The sequence below is a fragment of the Tatumella citrea genome, from assembly GCF_002163585.1.
Lineage (GTDB): Bacteria > Pseudomonadota > Gammaproteobacteria > Enterobacterales > Enterobacteriaceae > Tatumella > Tatumella citrea.
Genome location: NZ_CP015579.1, coordinates 4,352,438 through 4,369,099, shown reverse-complemented (window position 1 = coordinate 4,369,099; position 16,662 = coordinate 4,352,438). Strand labels below are relative to the sequence as shown.

The window sequence follows — 16,662 nt, the reverse complement described above, 5'->3', positions numbered from 1 at the left end:
GTTAAACCCTGTGGGGAGAGATTAAGACAGCCGTCTGTTTAGCGGCCGTTAAACGGATTGCCGGTTTCATAACGGTCAGAATGCAGCGTCTCACTTTGCAGATAACGCCAGACATCTTCATTGACAGCCACTCCCTGTGCGTCGGCCAAAGCCTCACGCAGGATACAGTCTTCGCCCGGATAAAGTACCCGATCCACCCCTTGTGCCGGTTTACTGGCCTTTAGCTCCGCCATCGAGCGGGAGACACTGGCCCGAAAAACAGCACTGTCAGTAAATGCCGCAGGATTGAAAATCACGTGCAACTGTCCGAGATTTCGGCCTTCCGACATATTCTGGTACATGGATGAGACATGCTTGCCAAAGGGCAGCCCCAGTAACATCCCTGCCAACACATCCACCATCATCATTAACCCGTAACCCTTTGGCCCTGAAATAGCATTCAGGCCCGCAACTGCCGTAGGATCAGTGGTTGGCTGACCGCTGCTATCCACCGCCCAGTCAGACGGGATAGGCTGATGGCGAAGGCGGGCATCAAGGATTTTCCCCCAGGCCTGGACGCTGGTTGCCATATCCAACATCATATAATCATCACCTTCGCCCGGGGCGGCAAACGCTATCGGATTGGTTCCATAGTAAGGTTCTGAGCCACCAAAAGGCACAACCATGGGATCAGACTGGCATAAAGATAGCGCCACCATTCCCGACTTTGCTGCCTGCTCAACAAAAAATGACAGCGCGCCGCTGTGGCTGATGCGGCGGATACCGACAGCACACAACCCCTGCTGCCTGGCAATTTCAATACCACGCGTCATTGCCTGCTGCGCTGCAAAGTGCCCCGGACCATTATCACCATCAAAAATCATCACTGACGGTAATTCATGACGGACAGTAAATTCAGGGGCTGTATTGATCCCTCCTTTACAGATCCGCTCAACATAATATTCAGTCCGCAGTGCACCATGTGAATGGACACCCCGTTTATCTGCATGCACCAGCGAATCCGCAACGGTCGCGGCATGAAGTGCCTGCAGACCGGCACGCTGCAGTTTATCGCTGATCAGTGTCTGTAACTGCTGCGGGTCAACTCTTATCACTGCTACTCCCTCCGCCGTTCAACGGTGCCCTGATACGCGGCAAACGTGACTCAAACCAACAGGCGATTGAAATTAAATCACTTTCCTTCATTGAGTGGCCGATCAGCTGGAGGCCTATCGGTAAACGCTGAGCGGAAATTCCGCCAGGTAGTGTAATGGCAGGTAATCCAAGGAATGACCAGGGAGCACAGAACGAAGCATCGCCCGTCGAAGACAGCCCTTGCGGAGCCACTGACGGCGCTGCCAGCGACAGAATCACATCGCTGTCAGGAAAATAGTCATCACGCTGGCGGCGGCATTGCTGCATAAAGGTTATTGCCTGTTGATAGACCTGCAGAGAGGTCTCCCGCCCCTGTTGAATCAGGGCCGAAGTAGCTTTACCGACCGCAGATAAATCTTCACCAATTTTCGCCGACAACCCCTGACAGGCTTCATAAGCCAGAATAGTTTCCAGTGCTGCCAGCCATTCCGGCGCCTTATCTGCTGCCTCAAGCGGCCGGCATTCAATTCCCTGCTCATTCAGCCAGCCGATAATCCCGGAAAACCAGCTTTTCAGTTCCTCATCCGCTGACTGCCATTGCTCTGGCATATACAGCCTGACCCGGCGTGGCTTCACCGCGACAGGGGGTGATACCGTGGTCTGATTATCAACTATGGCTTGCTGACAAAGGCTGGCATAGTAGCAATCAGAGACAATAAAACCAGCGTGGTCGAGCGACTCTGCCAGCGGCTGAATACCCTCCACCGACACCCGCCCATAAGTCGGTTTAAACCCGACCACACCACAGTAGGCGGCCGGACGAATAACCGACCCTACGGTCTGGGTGCCCAGGGCGATATTGACGATACCTGCCGCGACAGCCGCGGCCGAACCGCTGGAAGAGCCTCCCGGAGTATGGCGGTAGTTCCACGGATTAACCGTTGCTGCAGGATGGCGCCAGGCAAACTCAGTCGTAGCTGTTTTACCAAAAATCGTCGCACCAGTAGCTTTCAGCTGCCGGACGATTTGTGCATCTTCTGCCGGCAGGTGCCCCTGAAACAGCGGGCAACCGTAACCGGTGGGCATATCCCTGGTTTCTATAAGATCTTTCACCGCGACAGGAATGCCGGAAAGCGGTAATCCCGCTGGTGTTTCCGGATAATTATCAGGCAGATACACAAATGCCTTCAGCTCAGGATTTCTTTGTTGTGCCGCAGCCATTGCCTGCGCCAGCGGGGTGGTCTGTTTCATATTGCTTCCCGTCATGACCCGATAATCACGGATTATTTCTTATAGATGTTATGTACTACATCTGCGTAAGTGACCTGACCCGGTTTAATATTGCCGATGTACTGCTGCACATTAATGGCATTATTAAATGCCCCTTCGGAAATAAACGGATCGACTGCATAAATGTTATTTTTTGCCAGACGGTCTACCGCATTAGTCACTACTTTGGCATCCAGAGTCGGGAATTCTTTAATCGCTACCTGACGGGCAATATCCGGAGAGTTATGAATCACTTTTTCGGCTTCAGCCAGACCTTCGATAAAGTTTTTCACCATCTCTGGTTTACTTTTAACTGTTGACTCCAGAGCATCAATTGCAGAGAACGCAAACTCTCCCTGATACTTATCATTAAACGAGTAAACAATCTTATAGCCGCTGGCAATTCCCTGATCGACCTGAGGTTCATAGACAGTTGCCGCCTGAGCACGACCGACGCCTAACGGTGATAACTCAGTGCCCAGCTGAACAGTGCTCAGATTCACCCCCTGAATCCCTTTATCTTTTATCAACTGCTGTAACAGATAAGTAGTGGTGCTTGGAGGCATTGCAGTAGAAACCGTTTTACCTTTCAGATCGGCTTCGGAATGCAGGTTGGCTGAAGGTGGGGCAATAATCCATACCGGTACCCCGGCAACCACCAGCCCGATATTGGTGATCGGTGCGCCTTTAATATGTGCCAGTACGGCGGTCATCGGGTCCTGTAACGAGAAATCTGCGTGCCCGCCAATCACCGCGGCTACGGCCTGCGCACCACTGCCGGCCGTCATCAGTTTTAAATCCACGCCATGTTTAGCAAAAATCCCCTGATCGATACCAACATACAGCGGCAGATACTGAATCGAGTGGAAAGCTTCATAAATGACAGCAGGCTGGTTTGCCTCTGCAAATGAGGCAAACGCTGAGGTTCCGGCCAGCACAGCTACCGCCGCCAGTTTACGAACAGATTTCATTTTCATGCTTTCCATTTAACCACCCTTTTCTCAATATATTGAATACACCAGGTTACCAACGATGCCATCACTGTCAGTACAATGACGCCAAGCCAAACGGTATTAAGATCAAACAACGAACCCGCCACAAAAATTTCATGCCCCAGGCCGTTATTTGACGAAATATATTCCCCCACCACTGCACCAATCAGCGAAAAGCCGACGTTGATCCGGATAATGGAAAAAATCCACGGCACCGACGACGGTATAATCAGCTTTTTGAATACCTGTGCATTAGAGGCTTTGAAAGAACGAAACAGGTTCATTAAATCGCTGTCGATTTCTCTGGCCACAGCGCAGGCAGAAATCATCGCGACGGCAAATGAAGAAATAGCAGACAACCAGATTTTTGAGGTGGTATCTGAGCCAAACCAGATAATGATCAGCGGACCGAGGGCAATTTTGGGAATGCTGTTGAGGATGACAGAGAATTGCTCACCAACCTGCGACAGTTTTGGGTAAAACCATAACCCCAGACCGAGAATAATCCCCAACCCGCTACCAATCACCAGACCCATGATCGTTTCATAAAAGGTAATCCAGGTATCAAAAATCAGTTGTCCCTGGGTCAGACCAATAACGGCTGAGTGATAAATACCGTAGGGTGAACCTAATAACTGACCATTAATCCAGTTCTGCTGAGCTGCCAGTCCCCATAAACACACCAGTAAAAAAAGAATAAAAAAGACAATGATTGTCGCTCTGCGCTTATCTGCATTTTTTGTCATTGATGTCAGTCCTATTTGCCGTGAGCTACGTTATTCATTCTTAAGCCATCCCAAATCTGGGTATGGTAATCATGAAACTCAGGCGCTCCGCGGGCAGAAACGGCTGTTCTCGGTCCCTGGGTGGTCAGGTCAATTTTTTGCTCCATCACGATTTTTGCCGGCCGGCCGCCAAGCAGGACCACCCGGTCACTCATGGCAATAGCTTCATCAATATCGTGAGTTACCAGAATGACACTGGTCTCTCCGGTTCTGGTCAGATTCATAACGTCATCTTCCAGCATCAGCCGGGTTTCATAATCCAGTGCAGAGAAAGGTTCATCGAGCAGGATCACTGTCGGGTCACATAACAGTGTTCGGGTCAGGGCAACCCGTTGTTTCATCCCGCCGGACAGAGAAGCCGGATAGGCATTTTCTACCGAAGAAAGGCCGTAGCGAGCCAGCATATCAATCGCTCTCTGACGATCGGCCGGGGTAATTTTTCGGAATAACTCAATGCCAAGTAAGGCATTATCCAGAATGGTTCGCCACGGTAATAACAGATCTTTTTGCAACATATAAGCAATACGACCCACAGCACCGTTTTTAGCCGGCCCTAATACCACACTGCCGGAACTGGGTTTCAGTAATCCTGAAATCAGATTAAACAAAGTACTTTTTCCGGCACCACTCCGTCCAACAACCGCAACAATTTCGCCCGCTTTTACAACGAAGTTAAGAAACTGAAATAACCGTAACTCTTCGCCATTTTCCAGTACAAAATGATGGCTTAACTGATTTATCTCCAGGGGGTGCGGTGATTCAGATTCCTGCAAATGACTCATTATTCCTCTGCCTCATGGTTATCCGTAAATTCTGCTACAGATAATCGCTATGCACATACCATGCCAGAGATGAAATAAAATAAACCACTGTTTTATATAGGTTAGTCAAAACAACTGTGAGAAATAAAACTTCGGAATTAGAGCCTGATTACGGGGGATATCACTTTAATGGTGCAATTGTACAATAATAATATATGTCAGATATATTATTATCCGGACTTTATCTGATTCGCGGTATACCTGACGGATAAAGATAAAAAGTCGCTTTATTTCATCGGTATTTTCAGCGAATAAAAAGCACCCGCGCTGATTCAGTGCAGTTTGCACAGTCACGGGGAGAAAGAAATATTTATCAGCCAGCATTAGCCGGCCTGGCAGTTAATTTTTGCTGCAAATCTCGCGCTGGAAAACAATTTAATTTCTTTGAGTTCAATAACTAAAATCCGGATAACAGGCTGCGCAGGCAGGCAACCGATCATTCTGGCAAGGATTTTGCCTGTATTACCTCAGCAGGATCGATAGCGGGAAACCGGTGTCGGCATACAATTTGAAAAATGATCACTAGGGTTCCGGTCTGTCAGATACAGATGTCTGGTCCGAGAGTGATCGACCGCCCTCTGGCGGTTACACGGCGGGATAAAAACCCGGGAGGCCAAAAAGCGAGAACCGTTCTCGCCATCGACCTCCTGCCTTTTATCCATGCTTACCGTCAGAGGAATTGCCATGATTAAGACCCGTCAACGCCTGTTGTTATGTGCCCTGTGCCTGACAGCATTGATTACCCGGCCTGTAATGGCTGCCACCGAACCCACCTTCAAAATTGCCTGGTCCATTTATGCCGGATGGATGCCATGGGACTACGCACAGAAAAGTGGCATCCTGGCAAAATGGGCAAATAAATACGGTATCAAAATCCAGTTTGTTCAGGTGAATGACTATATTGAGTCGGTTAATCAATATACTTCCGGCGGATTTGATGGCTGCACCATGACCAATATGGATGCGCTGACAATTCCGGCCACTGGCGGCGTAGACAGTACCGCACTGATTGTCGGTGATTACTCTAACGGCAACGATGGCATCCTGCTGAAAGGTGATGGGGATGTTAAATCACTGAAAGGACAATCGGTGAACCTGGTGCAACTGTCGGTTTCAGAATATTTACTGGCCCGGGCGCTGGAAAAATCCGGCATGAGCGAAAAAGATATCAAGGTTGTAAACACTGCCGATGCAGACCTGGTCGCTGCCTTTGGAACCCCGGACGTAAAATCTATTGTCACCTGGAACCCACTGCTGGCAGAGGCTAAAAAGCAGCCTGGCAGTAAGGAAATCTTCTCCTCCGCCCAAATCCCGGGCGAAATCCTCGACCTGCTGGTGGTCAACAGCAATACCCTGAAAGCGCATCCGGAACTGGGTAAAGCCCTGACCGGCGCCTGGTATGAAACACTCAAAGCCATGCAAGGCAACAGCCCTGATGCCATTAAGGCCCGGACCTACATGGCAAGTGAATCAGGCACTGACCTGAAAGGTTTCGACGAACAAATTGCGGACACTTATCTGTTCAGCACTCCTCAGCAAACACTGGCTTTTGTTGATGGCCCACAGATCAAAACCACTATGCAATCCGTTGCTCAGTTCTCCTTTGCCCACGGCTTACTGGGTGAAGGCGCAGCAGATGCAGCCGCGGTAGGGATTACCACTCCGGCTGGTAACTGGGGAAATCCGGCCAATCTGAAACTTCATTTCACCGATGAGTTTGTGAAACTCGCGGCAAACAACCAGCTATAACCATCTGTTCAATTGATAAACAGGGCATTCGATGAAAAAAATGATCAACTACCAACCGCCACGCCTGTCACGCGGCCTGATGGGGCTGTTGCCTCTGATGTTGCTGGTACTGGTGTATCTGATGGCTTCGGATGCCCGCTTGTCGGTTAATGCTTTCGATAAGCTGTTACCGTCCTTCAGTTCAATGGGAGATGCGTTTTACCGCGCTGCTTTTACCCGCGATCCCCGAACCGGACAATACCTGCTGTGGACCGATACTTATGCCAGCCTGCTACGGCTGCTGAGTGGAATAGGGATAAGTGCATTTCTCGGGCTGGCTCTGGGTATTTTTTGCGGCGCATTACCGGCAGTCCGCGCTCTGATATCCCCTTTGGTTACGCTGTTTGCACTGATTCCACCCCTGGCGGTACTGCCAATACTGTTTATTATTTTCGGGTTGGGTGAGTTGTCAAAAGTGGTGCTGATAGCCGTAGGCGTCACTCCTTTTATCGCCAGGGATTTACAGCAACATGTTCAGTCCATTCCTCAGGAACAATTAATTAAGGCTCAGACACTGAGCGCACATAGCGGGCAAATCCTGTGGCGAATCATTCTGCCTCAGTTGCTGCCACGACTGTTCGATGCCGTCCGGTTATCACTGGGTTCAGCCTGGTTATTTCTGATTGCAGCAGAAGCTATTGCTGCAACGGAAGGACTGGGTTACCGCATCTTTCTGATGCGGCGCTATCTGGCGATGGACATGATTCTGCCCTATGTCGCCTGGATAACATTGCTGGCCTTTACGCTGGATGCCTTGCTGCGGATTATCAGCCGCCGCTGCTGGCCCTGGTACTACGTTAAATAAACCAGAGAGGGAATGAGCAATGAGCTTACTGAGCATGCGTAATCTGGAAAAACATTATGACCAGCAGGTGGTACTTGAGCGGGTGAATGCTGAAGTACAAAAAGGTGAGTTTGTGTCGATCGTCGGTGCATCCGGTTGCGGAAAAACGACCTTTCTTAAAATGATGCTGGGGACTGAAACTCCGAGTAAGGGTGAGATTCTGCTTGATGGTAAGCCCATCAAACAAGAACCCGGTGAAGACCGTGGTGTGGTATTTCAGCGCTATTCGGTCTTCCCACATCTGACCGCACTGCAAAATGTGATGATCGGAGAAGAGTTTGTTCAGGCCCGCTGGTTCGGCCGGGTCTTTGGCAGCAAACGTAAAGCTATCGCTGCCAGTGCCACCGAAATGTTACAGCAGGTAGGCCTGGGCCATGCCCTGGATAAATATCCGCACCAGCTGTCAGGGGGGATGCAACAGCGTCTGGCATTAGCTCAGGCATTGACCAAAAAACCCAGAATATTGCTGCTCGATGAACCCTTTGGAGCCCTGGACCCGGGGATCCGCAAAGATATGCATCAACTGATAACCCGCCTCTGGCAACAACATCAGCTGACCATATTTATGATTACTCACGATCTGAAAGAAGGTTTTTCGCTCGGCTCAAGGCTTTGGGTATTCGACAAAATTCGCCATGACCCGCAGGCCCCTGATGCCTGGGGTGCCAGTATCACCTATGACATCCCCCTGGATCGGGGAGCTGCGGGCAGCCTTTCCGCCGATATCAGGCACAAAATCAGTCAGCAGGTTTACCCTGCCGACACATCGTCTGACAAACAATGACAGAGGAGAACACCATGACTGCATCCAGCGACAGTTTATACCAGACATTGCTCCCCGCCGGCTCCCACTGGTCACTGCTGGTTAAACGCGGCTCTGCACTGCGCCTGACCGATCCGCAAGGGACCGCCAATCTCGGTATGCTTTTTTACAACCCACAGGACCTGCTGGAAAAATATAACGCGCCCGATACGCTGAAATGCCAGCATACCTTTCGGCTTAGCCACGGCCATTGTCTTTACTCCGATATGGGCCGCATTTTCTGCGGTATCGAACAGGACAATTTTGGCTGGCACGATACCGTGTGTGGCACGATGAATGCCGAAGATACTCAGCAACACTTCGGGCCTCTCGATTATCAGCAGGCACATAATCAACGTCACCAGAACGGCTACGACAGCTTTCTGGTCGAACTGGCGAAATACGGTTTAGGTAAACGGGATATGGCCGCCTGCGTTAACTGGTTTTCCAAAGTCACCGTGGACGATGAAGGCAATCTGACCCTGCAACAACAACCGCAACCAGCTGCCAGCGTCACCCTGCGATTCGCGATGGATACTCTGGTGATTATGCATACCTGCCCGCACCCGTTGACCACCTCTGTCAGTTGGCCACAGGCACCTGTCAGTATCGAACTGCTGGATAACTTCGCACCGTTGCCCGCTCACTGCCTGACTCATGAAGAGAATCAGCGCGGGAATACCAACAATACCCTCTATAACCAGAACACTTTACGCCGGGAGACTCTCGTATGATTAAGACCAGTTCACGCCGGATTGAGGATGCCAGCTATCGCGCTCCGGTAAAAGCCGGAGATTACTGGCTTCATCGTATCGAAGCCGGGCAGACATTGCGCCTGATCGATAGCGAGGGTAATCAGGCCGCCGATACTTTGTTTTTCAACGCCGATGATATTGCTGAACGGTACAGCATGGCCGACACATTGCGTGGTCAAAAAAATGTGTTCCTGACCACCGGCACGGTACTGCGTTCGAATGAAAACCGACCGATGCTGGAGATTGTTGCCGACACCTGTGGCCGCCACGATACTCTGGGGGGAGCCTGTTCTTCCGAAAGCAATACCGTGCGCTACTCTCTGGAAAAGCGGCATATGCACTCCTGCCGCGACAGCTGGATGCTGGCAATCGCCGAAAACCCGCATTATGGTCTGAAAAAACAAGATATTACCCATAACATCAATTTCTTTATGAATGTCCCGGTGACAGCACAGGGCGGGTTGACCTTTGAAGACGGCGTTTCCGCCCCGGGCAAATATGTCGAGATGATCGCCAGAATGAATATCCTGGTCTTAATCTCCAATTGCCCGCAGCTGAATAATCCGTGTAATGGCTATAACCCTACCCCGATTGAAGTCGCCGTCTGGTAACCAGCAGCCATTAAGCGCGTGTGCCGGGACGACCCGCAGCCAGTCACGCATCAGAGTTCCGCAGGACGACCTGCACAACAATGAGTGAGTCCACGATGTTTACCTGCGTTTTAATTGCCAATCGCGGCGCCATTGCCGTGCGTATCATACGAACTCTGAAACTGATGGGCATACGTTCAGTCGCAGTTTATGCCGAAGCCGATCGACATTCACTGCATGTCCGGCTGGCAGATGACGCGTATTTTCTGGGTAACGGCAATGTACGGGATACCTATCTTGACCAGGATAAATTACTGTCTGTCGCTGCACAATGCCAGGCCGATGCCATTCATCCCGGCTACGGTTTTTTGTCGGAAAATGCCGGCTTTGTTGAACGTTGCCACCAGCAGGGAGTCATTTTCCTTGGACCGACCACGGAGCAGATGGCCGCATTTGGTCTGAAACACCGCGCCCGACAGCTGGCAAAAGAGAACCATGTCCCGTTGCTGCCCGGCAGTGGGTTATTACAGGATGCGCCACAGGCACTGGCGGCTGCAGCAGAGATTGGTTATCCGGTCATGCTGAAAAGTACTGCGGGCGGCGGTGGCATTGGTATGCAGCGCTGCGATGATGCCGACAGTCTCAGTGAGGCTTTTACCCGGGTAAAACGACTTGCTGGCAACAACTTTGCCGATGATGGCGTATTTTTAGAAAAATTTATCGCTGAAGCCCGGCATATTGAAGTACAGATTTTTGGCGATGGCAAAGGTGATGTTATCTCTCTGGGTGAACGTGACTGTTCTGCACAGCGACGTAATCAGAAAGTTATCGAAGAAACTCCGGCGCCTGGCCTGTCTGCCGAAGTCAGGAAAGCGTTGGCCGAAACCGCAGTGCGGCTTGGTAAAGCGGTAAACTACCGCAGTGCCGGTACGGTCGAATATGTTTTTGATGTCAGAAGCGAACAGTTTTATTTTCTGGAAGTGAATACCCGGTTGCAGGTAGAACATGGTGTGACGGAAATGGTCTACGGTGTCGATATTGTTAGCTGGATGGTTCAACTTGGCGCAGGAAACCTGCCACCTCTTTCATCGCTGGCAGAACTGACCCCAAAAGGACATGCGATTCAGGTCCGACTGTATGCCGAAGATCCTGCTAAACAATTTCAGCCCTGTGCCGGTCTGCTCAGCCAGGTCAGTTTCCCGGCAAGTGTGGCAGACGCTCAGTTACGTATCGACAGCTGGATCGACAGCGGCAGTGATATTTCTCCTTTATATGACCCAATGCTGGCAAAAGTTATTGTGCATTCCGATGACCGGGCACAGGCGCTGCAGGCACTGAGTACCACATTGCACGATATTTCACTGTACGGTATTGAAACTAACCTGAATTATCTGCGCTATCTTTTGCAGCAACCCACTGTGCTGCAAGGAAAAGTAATCACATCCACCCTGAGTGATATCACCTGCCAGCCCGCCACGCTGGATGTGATGACGGCAGGCACACTGACCAGTATTCAGGATGCCACCGGCAGACAGGGTTACTGGCATATCGGTGTTCCCCCTTCCGGGCCATTTGACCAACGCTCATTTCGCCTCGGCAACCGTTTACTGGGTAATGATGAAGATGCCGCCGGGCTGGAAATCACTCTGAATGGCCCGGTATTACGCTTTAATCAGGACTGCGCCATTGTGATTACCGGCGCGATGATCGAGGCACGGCTGGACAATCAGCCGCTGCCGATGTGGCAGATTTGCAATATCACTGCCGGACAGACGCTAAGTCTGGGCCGTGTTACCGGCCACGGATGCCGCAGCTATTTATTGCTGGCCGGGGGACTGGACTGCCCGGTGTATCTCGGGAGCCGGAGTACATTTACCCTGGGTAAATTTGGCGGTCATGCCGGGCGCCAGTTACGCAGCGGAGATGTGCTGCACCTGGCGGCACCGGAAATCCGCACTCCCCGGGCACTGCCAGCAGCACTGCTGCCGGAGGATGAAACAGTGACTTGCTTACGGGTAATTTACGGGCCTCAGGGAGCACCCAAATATTTCACCCCACAAGATATTACGCAATTCTTTGACGCAGTCTGGCAGGTCCACTACAACTCAAGCCGGACTGGTATCCGCTTAATCGGCCCTAAACCCGAATGGGCCCGCAGTGACGGGGGCGAGGCCGGGATGCACCCGTCAAATATTCACGACAATGCTTACGCCTTTGGGACTGTTGATTTTACCGGTGACATGCCTGTGATTCTTGGTCCGGATGGCCCTTCACTAGGTGGATTTGTCTGCCCGGCCACGGTTATCCATGCCGATCTGTGGAAACTGGGGCAGCTGAAATCCGGTGATAAATTGCGTTTTATTCCGGTCTCACTGGAAGATGCTGATTTGCTGGCCAGCGCAGGGGAACAGGAGATATTAACCCTGACGGCTCAGCCACCAGCGACAATAGTTGAATCCTTACAGGACCCACAACTGTGGCACCGTGAACCCCAACAAACACAGCCCTCCGTCAGCTATCTGGCGGCCGGTGACCGTTTTATTCTGGTGGAATATGGATCCCCGGTACTGGATATTGCGTTGCGTTTCCGCGTCCACGCATTGATGCAATGGCTGGAACAACATCCGCTGCCCGGCATGCTGGAGCTCACTCCGGGAATCCGCACTCTTCAGGTTCATTTTGACAGCCAGCAAATTCCCCGGCTTAGCCTGATTCGCCATCTGCAGCAGGCCGAAACCTCACTGGGCGATTTGCAGCAGGCAAGTGTACCGTCACGAACCGTCTGGTTGCCTCTCAGCTGGGATGACGACGCCTGCCGTGAAGCCATTGAAAAATATAGCCAGTCAGTACGTCCCGGGGCACCCTGGTGCCCTGATAATATCGAATTTATCCGGCGAATTAACGGACTGGAGAGCGTTGAACAAGTCAAAAATATCGTTTTTGATGCCAGCTACCTGGTCATGGGGCTGGGAGATGTTTACCTGGGTGCACCGGTAGCCACCCCGCTCGACCCACGCCACCGCCTGGTCACCACCAAGTATAATCCCGCCCGAACCTGGACGGCTGAAAACTCCGTGGGTATCGGAGGGGCTTATCTTTGTGTCTACGGTATGGAAGGGCCCGGAGGGTACCAGTTTGTCGGCCGAACGTTGCAAATGTGGAACCGGGATCGTCCGACCTCTGATTTTGTAAAACCCTGGCTGCTACGTTTCTTTGACCAGATTCGCTTCTATCCGGTGAGCGCCGATGAATTGTTACGCATTCGTCAGGCTTTTCCTTACGGCAATTATCCATTGCGTGTTGAAGAGGGGGTTTTCCGGCTGGAGAGTTACCTGCAGGATTTACAGTCTCAGCAGCAGCAGATCGATGAATTTGAACGGCACCGCCAGTCAGCTTTTGAAAAAGAGCTTTCGCGTTGGCGTGCTGACGGACAATTTACCTTTGACAGCAGTTTGCCCGCGCCATTATCGGAAGAACAACATACCATCCCCGAGGGCTGCTACGGAATTGATAGCCTGGTATCCGGCAGCGTCTGGCAATGGCTGGTTAAACCCGGAGAAAACATCCGCCAGGGCCAGCAGCTCGGCATACTGGAGTCGATGAAAATGGAAATCGCGGTAATTTCACCGGTCAGCGGTACACTGCAACAAGTGATCCGTCAGCAGGGCGAGCAGGTAGAAGCCGGTCAGACTCTGTTAATTATTGAACTGGCAGACGATGGTGAGCAGGGGGTCACGGAATAGTAGCCGTTGAGATAAAAAGCAGGCATTGCCCGGGGAGACGAAACTAAAAGTCACCCCGTGTGGCAACGCCTGCTTTAATGCTTAATGTGCCGGCTCTCCGTTATCTGGTAACTGAGGGGTCAGTTTCAGTTGCTTACGCATTGCAGCCACCTGTTGTGAAGTCACTGCCGGGGCCGCATTTTGCCAGCTGTTGCGAATATAGGAAGATACCGCGGCAATTTGCTGATCAGACAGTTTCCATGCGAACGAGGGCATAGCACCACTGGTCGGATTGTTCAGGGTCACCGCGCCGCGCCCGCCTTCAAGAATAGTAGTAATGACCGATGAGCTGTCGGCCGCCATTATTCCCGGGTTATCCCGCAACCCGGCAGCCAGCTGAGGTATTCCCCGGCCATCGCTGTTATGACAGGCACTACAGTTTGCCTGATAAACATTCGCTCCCTGTTGCATCAACGGGCTGGTTGCTGCCAAAGCCGCTGGCTTTTGGTTTGCCGAACCCGGCTGGGATTTCAGATAGACTGCAATGGCCCGCAGATCAGCATCCGTCAGATGTTGAGTCGAATTGGTCACCGCTTCGGCCATCGGTCCGGAAGCTACTGCAACCTGATTGCTGCCGCTTTTCAGGTAATCAACCACCTGTTGCTCACTCCACTGGCCAATACCGGTATAGGTGTTGCCGGTAATTTCCGGTGCATGCCACTGTCCGAGGCTGCTACCTTGCAGATACGCTGACGTATCTCCACCCAGCATATTTTTCGGCGTGTGGCAGGCAGCACAGTGCTCAAGCCCCTGAACCAGATAAGCCCCGCGGTTCCACTCTGCTGACTGACTGCTATTCGCATCAAATCCACTATTTTTAAAAAACAGCAGATTCCAGCCACGCATTGCCAGTCGGATATTATAAGGGAACGGCAGGTGAGTTTCCGGCGGCTGCTGATTCACCGGTTTAACCGTACGCATATACATCCACAGATCATGCATATCCTGATCACTGACCTTCACGTAGGCATTATAGGGCATCGCCGGGTAGAGATTTTCGCCCTGCCGGCCAATACCGTGACGAACTGCCCGGTAGAAATCACGTTCGGTCCACTGGCCAATTCCGGTCTGGTTATCAGGCGTGATATTACTGGCATAAATGGTCCCAAACGGCGTATCAATCCCATATCCGCCACTGAACGGGGTTTTACTTCCCGGGGCAGTATGGCAGGCGACACAGTCACCGGCTACTGCGATGTATTCACCCCGTTTCACCGCCGCACTGTCTTCTGCAGACACCGGCTGGCTGGTCTGCACCTGGTCTCCGGCTACATCGTCTGCCCGCGTGCTGCCGTTCATCCATAATGCAGCGAGTGCGCCGACCACGACGATCCCCGCAACAGCAATGGCTATTGTTGTCTTTTTCATATCACACCTTCACCAGCGGGCCAGGATTCTTTCTGTACTGCTCAATAATCGCTTTCGCAGTCCATAAGCTAAGAGCACCGATGGTGCCTGTCGGGTTATATCCGGCATTATTCGGGAAAGAAGAAGCACCCAGCACGAACACATTGTGCACATCCCAGCTCTGCTGGTAGCGATTTAACACACTGGTCCGGGGATCGGTTCCCATGACGGCTCCGCCGATAGTGTGATCGCTGGCGAAATTGTACGGTGAGTAATGGCCGGAAGCGGAGTTAGTGCCAAAAACCCGCTCAGCTCCCATCGCTTTACCGATTTCCACACTGCGCTGTTCGACAAATTTGGCCGAACGCCGGTCATTATCGTTGTAGTCAAACGTCACCCGAAGTAACGGCAATCCGTACTTATCTTTGTATTCCGGATCCAGGTCCAGATAATAATCTTCATGGGAATAACTGGTGCCCTGACCAAAGATAAAGGTCGCATTCTGGAAGGCATGGGTATATGCCTGCTTCCATTCTTTCCCCCAGCGAGGAGTTCCCGGTGGCAGAGTATCGGCATTACCTATTGGCCTGGCTCCACGGGCAACGACCAGAATCCCGGCACCGCCGATAAACCCTTTACCGGTATGGTCAAAATTATCACCGTTAAAGTCATCAACCTGCTGTGAAAGCGCTCCGGCACCGATGTACTGATTCAGGTACTCATCTTTGAAGAACAGGCTGGCTCCTGAGACAGTCTGGAAGCTGTAAGCCCGCCCTACCACCCCTTGCTTTGTCTGCGGGTTATAAGGCTGACCAATCTGAGACAGCAACAGCAACCGCACATTCTGCATCTGGAATGCGGACAGGATGACAATGTCTGCCGGTTGCTCCCACTGCTTATTGTTTTTATCAATAAACGTCACACCGGTAGCCGTCTTACCGTCCTCTGCCTTATTAACCTTCACAACGGCAGAATCAGTAAGCACAGTAAAGTTTTCGCGCTGCATCAGTGCGGGAATAACACAGGCATTCGGGCTGGATTTAGAGAAGTTCCCGCAGCCATAGTACAAACAATAACCACAATAGGTGCACGGCCCCATGCGAACCCCTAACGGGTTAACATAGGCACGGGAAGCCTGACCGGCAGGAACCATAAACGGATTGAGCCCGAGAGATTTTGCCCCCTGCTCAAACAGATCGGTTAGCCGGGTACTTTCCAGCGGCGGCAGTGGATACTCACTGCTCCGGTTACCCTCAAACGGATTACCTTCCGGCACCACGTTGCCATTTGACTTACCGGCCTTTCCGGAAACTCCGGCTATTTTCTCAAACCGATCATAGAAAGGCTCCAGTTCATCATAACTCACCCCCCAGTCCTGCAGAATCAGCCCCGGAACAATCTGCTGCTTACCGTAACGCGCCACGGTTTGCGAATAGGGCTGGAAATCAAACGGCGTAAAACGCCACGCCATTCCCGCCCAGTGAGTACCGGATCCACCGACGTTATAGCCAAGTTCATTCAGGTTCCAGTCACGGGAAGGTAAGGCTTGCTGTGAAGTATTATTCCGGAAAGTTGTCGTTTCGACCGCCGGGGGTAACAACATGGAACGACGGGTGTCCCAGCGCAGCTCATCAGTATCAATGGATGGCGGGAAGTCGGTGCTGGTTTCCCACCAGGGTCCACGTTCTATAGCCACCACATTCATTCCGGCCCGGGTGAGTTCTTCAGCAATTAAAGAGCCGCACCATCCCAGACCGACAATAACAACATCAGCTTTTGGACGAATATTATTCATTACATTTGCTCAGTATTT

Annotated in this window: 13 protein-coding genes and 1 riboswitch; of the genes, 6 read left to right on the top strand and 7 right to left on the bottom strand. The window is 51.7% G+C overall.

Annotated elements, in window-relative coordinates; genetic code table 11:
- Positions 1-38: 38 nt before the first annotated feature.
- From allD to A7K98_RS20655, 5 genes are read right to left on the bottom strand one after another with little or no spacing between them, the layout of a single operon-like run.
- Positions 39-1,091, bottom strand: a complete 1,053-nt coding sequence (allD, locus tag A7K98_RS20675) for an ureidoglycolate dehydrogenase (RefSeq protein WP_087490629.1) — start codon at positions 1,089-1,091, stop codon at positions 39-41.
- Complete coding sequence (locus tag A7K98_RS20670; RefSeq protein ID WP_157666035.1) at positions 1,081-2,325, bottom strand: amidase; 1,245 nt, start codon at positions 2,323-2,325, stop codon at positions 1,081-1,083. Before A7K98_RS20670 ends, allD begins: the two co-directional genes overlap by 11 nt.
- A 32-nt stretch (positions 2,326-2,357) precedes the next feature.
- Complete coding sequence (locus A7K98_RS20665) at positions 2,358-3,329, bottom strand: ABC transporter substrate-binding protein (RefSeq protein ID WP_169715425.1); 972 nt, start codon at positions 3,327-3,329, stop codon at positions 2,358-2,360.
- Positions 3,317-4,081 carry an ABC transporter permease gene (locus A7K98_RS20660; RefSeq protein WP_087490215.1) on the bottom strand — a complete coding sequence of 255 codons (765 nt, stop codon included), beginning with the start codon at positions 4,079-4,081 and terminating at the stop codon, positions 3,317-3,319. The genes A7K98_RS20665 and A7K98_RS20660 overlap by 13 nt, the downstream gene beginning before the upstream one ends.
- 11 nt (positions 4,082-4,092) lie before the next feature.
- Positions 4,093-4,902 (bottom strand): ABC transporter ATP-binding protein, encoded by an 810-nt coding sequence (locus tag A7K98_RS20655; protein WP_087490214.1) that lies wholly within the window; start codon positions 4,900-4,902, stop codon positions 4,093-4,095.
- A gap of 550 nt (positions 4,903-5,452) precedes the next feature.
- Positions 5,453-5,555: riboswitch (guanidine-I (ykkC/yxkD leader) on the top strand.
- 73 nt (positions 5,556-5,628) lie between these two features.
- Between A7K98_RS20655 and A7K98_RS20645 the strand changes: the two genes are divergently transcribed.
- The 6 genes from A7K98_RS20645 to uca all read left to right on the top strand — a co-directional run bounded on the left by A7K98_RS20645 (position 5,629) and on the right by uca (position 13,463).
- Positions 5,629-6,690: a putative urea ABC transporter substrate-binding protein gene (locus tag A7K98_RS20645; protein WP_407703128.1), complete on the top strand. Its 1,062-nt coding sequence runs from the start codon at positions 5,629-5,631 to the stop codon at positions 6,688-6,690.
- A gap of 31 nt (positions 6,691-6,721) precedes the next feature.
- Complete coding sequence (locus A7K98_RS20640; protein ID WP_087490211.1) at positions 6,722-7,534, top strand: ABC transporter permease; 813 nt, start codon at positions 6,722-6,724, stop codon at positions 7,532-7,534.
- Positions 7,535-7,553: 19 nt separating this feature from the next.
- Complete coding sequence (locus A7K98_RS20635; RefSeq protein WP_087490210.1) at positions 7,554-8,357, top strand: ABC transporter ATP-binding protein; 804 nt, start codon at positions 7,554-7,556, stop codon at positions 8,355-8,357.
- Between the two features lie 14 nt (positions 8,358-8,371).
- Complete coding sequence (locus A7K98_RS20630; RefSeq protein WP_087490209.1) at positions 8,372-9,109, top strand: urea amidolyase associated protein UAAP1; 738 nt, start codon at positions 8,372-8,374, stop codon at positions 9,107-9,109.
- The gene (locus tag A7K98_RS20625; RefSeq protein ID WP_087490208.1) at positions 9,106-9,741 is read left to right on the top strand and encodes an urea amidolyase associated protein UAAP2; all 636 of its coding nucleotides are present in this window, start codon (positions 9,106-9,108) and stop codon (positions 9,739-9,741) included. Before A7K98_RS20630 ends, A7K98_RS20625 begins: the two co-directional genes overlap by 4 nt.
- Positions 9,742-9,836: 95 nt before the next feature.
- Positions 9,837-13,463 (top strand): urea carboxylase, encoded by a 3,627-nt coding sequence (gene uca, locus A7K98_RS20620; protein ID WP_087490207.1) that lies wholly within the window; start codon positions 9,837-9,839, stop codon positions 13,461-13,463.
- 81 nt (positions 13,464-13,544) lie between these two features.
- On the opposite strand, the gene A7K98_RS20615 is transcribed toward uca, so the two are convergent.
- Positions 13,545-14,870: a c-type cytochrome gene (locus A7K98_RS20615; protein ID WP_087490206.1), complete on the bottom strand. Its 1,326-nt coding sequence runs from the start codon at positions 14,868-14,870 to the stop codon at positions 13,545-13,547.
- A 1-nt stretch (position 14,871) separates the two neighbouring features.
- Complete coding sequence (locus tag A7K98_RS20610) at positions 14,872-16,644, bottom strand: GMC family oxidoreductase (protein ID WP_087490205.1); 1,773 nt, start codon at positions 16,642-16,644, stop codon at positions 14,872-14,874.
- Positions 16,645-16,662 lie beyond the last annotated feature (18 nt).

Excerpts from the sequence above, each read along its gene's own strand:
- A7K98_RS20610 (WP_087490205.1), bottom strand. The coding sequence starts at position 16,644 with ATGAATAATATTCGTCCAAAAGCTGATGTTGTTATTGTCGGTCTGGGA.
- uca (WP_087490207.1), top strand. The coding sequence starts at position 9,837 with ATGTTTACCTGCGTTTTAATTGCCAATCGCGGCGCCATTGCCGTGCGT.
- A7K98_RS20670 (WP_157666035.1), bottom strand. The coding sequence starts at position 2,325 with ATGAAACAGACCACCCCGCTGGCGCAGGCAATGGCTGCGGCACAACAA.
- A7K98_RS20660 (WP_087490215.1), bottom strand. The coding sequence starts at position 4,081 with ATGACAAAAAATGCAGATAAGCGCAGAGCGACAATCATTGTCTTTTTT.
- A7K98_RS20630 (WP_087490209.1), top strand. The coding sequence starts at position 8,372 with ATGACTGCATCCAGCGACAGTTTATACCAGACATTGCTCCCCGCCGGC.
- A7K98_RS20625 (WP_087490208.1), top strand. The coding sequence starts at position 9,106 with ATGATTAAGACCAGTTCACGCCGGATTGAGGATGCCAGCTATCGCGCT.
- A7K98_RS20615 (WP_087490206.1), bottom strand. The coding sequence starts at position 14,870 with ATGAAAAAGACAACAATAGCCATTGCTGTTGCGGGGATCGTCGTGGTC.
- A7K98_RS20665 (WP_169715425.1), bottom strand. The coding sequence starts at position 3,329 with ATGGAAAGCATGAAAATGAAATCTGTTCGTAAACTGGCGGCGGTAGCT.
- A7K98_RS20635 (WP_087490210.1), top strand. The coding sequence starts at position 7,554 with ATGAGCTTACTGAGCATGCGTAATCTGGAAAAACATTATGACCAGCAG.
- A7K98_RS20640 (WP_087490211.1), top strand. The coding sequence starts at position 6,722 with ATGAAAAAAATGATCAACTACCAACCGCCACGCCTGTCACGCGGCCTG.
- A7K98_RS20655 (WP_087490214.1), bottom strand. The coding sequence starts at position 4,902 with ATGAGTCATTTGCAGGAATCTGAATCACCGCACCCCCTGGAGATAAAT.